Annotated in this window: 1 protein-coding gene; it reads left to right on the top strand. The window is 56.3% G+C overall.

Features of this window, described 5'->3' with window-relative positions:
- Positions 1–259 precede the first annotated feature (259 nt).
- Positions 260–1,884, top strand: a 1,625-nt coding sequence (locus OCW50_RS32970) for an HrpF/NolX family T3SS translocon protein (protein ID WP_210804901.1), incomplete at its 3' end; no start/stop codon positions are given.

Raw genomic sequence — 1,884 nt, 5'->3', positions numbered from 1 at the left:
CGCGGCCGCATCCTGAATCGATTCTTTGGAGTTAGTCAGGTTGTCGAAAGCTGAACCGGTCATGATGAGATTCGGGACGCAGCGATCGTCGGCCAGGTGGGCTGGAAAGAGAATGTGGTGCGATCAACAAGCAGTGCACTCAGAGCACGGTTGTGGAGGCGGAGTTGGTAACCCGGCGAATGCTCATCACCATTATCGCTGGTGACTACATCTCGTGACGCCCTTGTCGCGGATGCAACTTCACGTCTGAGGGGCCACAATGCCAGTCAGTAACGCCAACATCCTTTTCTCGCAGTCCGCTCAGACAAGGTCAGAGCCGGTATCGGCTTTCGACGAGACTCAGCAAAGCGCATCTCGGTTTGAGGCGATGCTGATCATGTCCCTGCTAGAGGACAAGACCTGTCCGTCGGAACTCCGTGACCCGCTGGCGCGGGAATCCGCTTCGACGGCGGGAGCATTGTTCCGGGAGCATTCGGAATCCGTGTCAGATGCCGAGTCGTCGTTGGAGTACTTGGCCCAGCACCCATTGGACCTGCTGCCGCAAAATATGAGGGTAGCTATTGAGTCGATGGATCGGGGGCCGGAGCCCTCTGAGATCGCCAACCCTTCTGTTGCACAGGCGCCCGTTAAAAGCGAGAGAATCACGTGGAATAGCGGCTCACTGACCCAGGCCGAGTTGGAGATTGTAGCAGTGCTGAACCGCCACAAGGACCAAGCTCCACTCAGTTGGGATTCATTGGCGGATAAAGCCAACGATCCCTCTACGCCCCCGGATTTGAAAGCGGCGATCAAGGGATTGCAGCAGGATCCAGAGCTGTTTTATGCGATCGGCTCGCAGGGCGATGGCCGCTGCGGTGGCAAGATCACGGCGAAGGACTTGTCCGGATTCTCCCGCCATCACTCCCAAGTTGCCGAATTTCAGGATAAGCAGGCACAAAGCTACGTTCAGAACTACATTCCATCCGACAGCACGGGTGATCCGCAGCCGTCCGCCATGACTCGGAGCGACGCATTACGCGAGCTTTACCGATACTCTGAAAACCTGCCCGAAAACCTGAGTCTGGCTGAATTCAAGCAGATCGTCGAGGGTGAATCAAAATCTGGCAAATGTCCACCCCAGGTCATTGCGGCGGCTCAGTACTTCGTCAGCCACTCGGATGAATGGAAGCAGTTATATGGTGGTGGAATAGACAAGGTGCACAAAGAGGACTTTCTTCAAGTCGCTTCTTCGTCGATGAGTCTCACGCGTACCGAGCTTGAGACGTTAGAAACAATTAAGAGCAATCAGGACGCCTTCTTTGGAAGCGGTGACCTGACGCGTGACAAGCTCGCGAGGATGGCGGAGGACAAAAGCCTCGACCCGAAAGTGCAGGAGGCGGCCTCTCAGTTGCTCTCTGATCCTCTGCTGTTCAGTCAGCTTAACAATGCGATCACAGGCTATGAGACCAATAATTCATTCTTCGACTTCGGCGGTGGCCACACGGTCGACTCCGGTGACATCAGCAATGAAGACTTTGCTCAGTTCTACCAAAGCATGTCGCTGGCGAACCGCACGGTCCAGCAGTCAAAGACCCATGTGCCCGAAACCGCTGCGGAACAAAACGCGGTTTCGGATATGCTGGCGGGCCGGACGGACCAGCCTGACACCAAGTCACCGAAGAAAAACGGTGGGGCTTTTATTCACGCCGTCGGGGACGCGCTCAAGATAGTGTCGCCAGTGCTCGATTGGGCGGCGACGGCGGTGGGTTTGTTGAGCTTCGTTCCAGTGCTTGGCCAAGTGGCCGATGCCGTCTCAATGGCGCTTGCGTGTGAGGCGCAGGCAGCAAATCTTCTCCGCACTGCCATCACCGGAGGCAATATGAAGCTTGCGCTGGAAGAAGCTGG

The sequence above is a fragment of the Microvirga sesbaniae genome (assembly GCF_025460805.1).
GTDB lineage: Bacteria > Pseudomonadota > Alphaproteobacteria > Rhizobiales > Beijerinckiaceae > Microvirga > Microvirga sesbaniae.
Note: the sequence above shows the minus strand (reverse complement) of the source record. Positions and strands in the feature narration are given on the sequence as shown.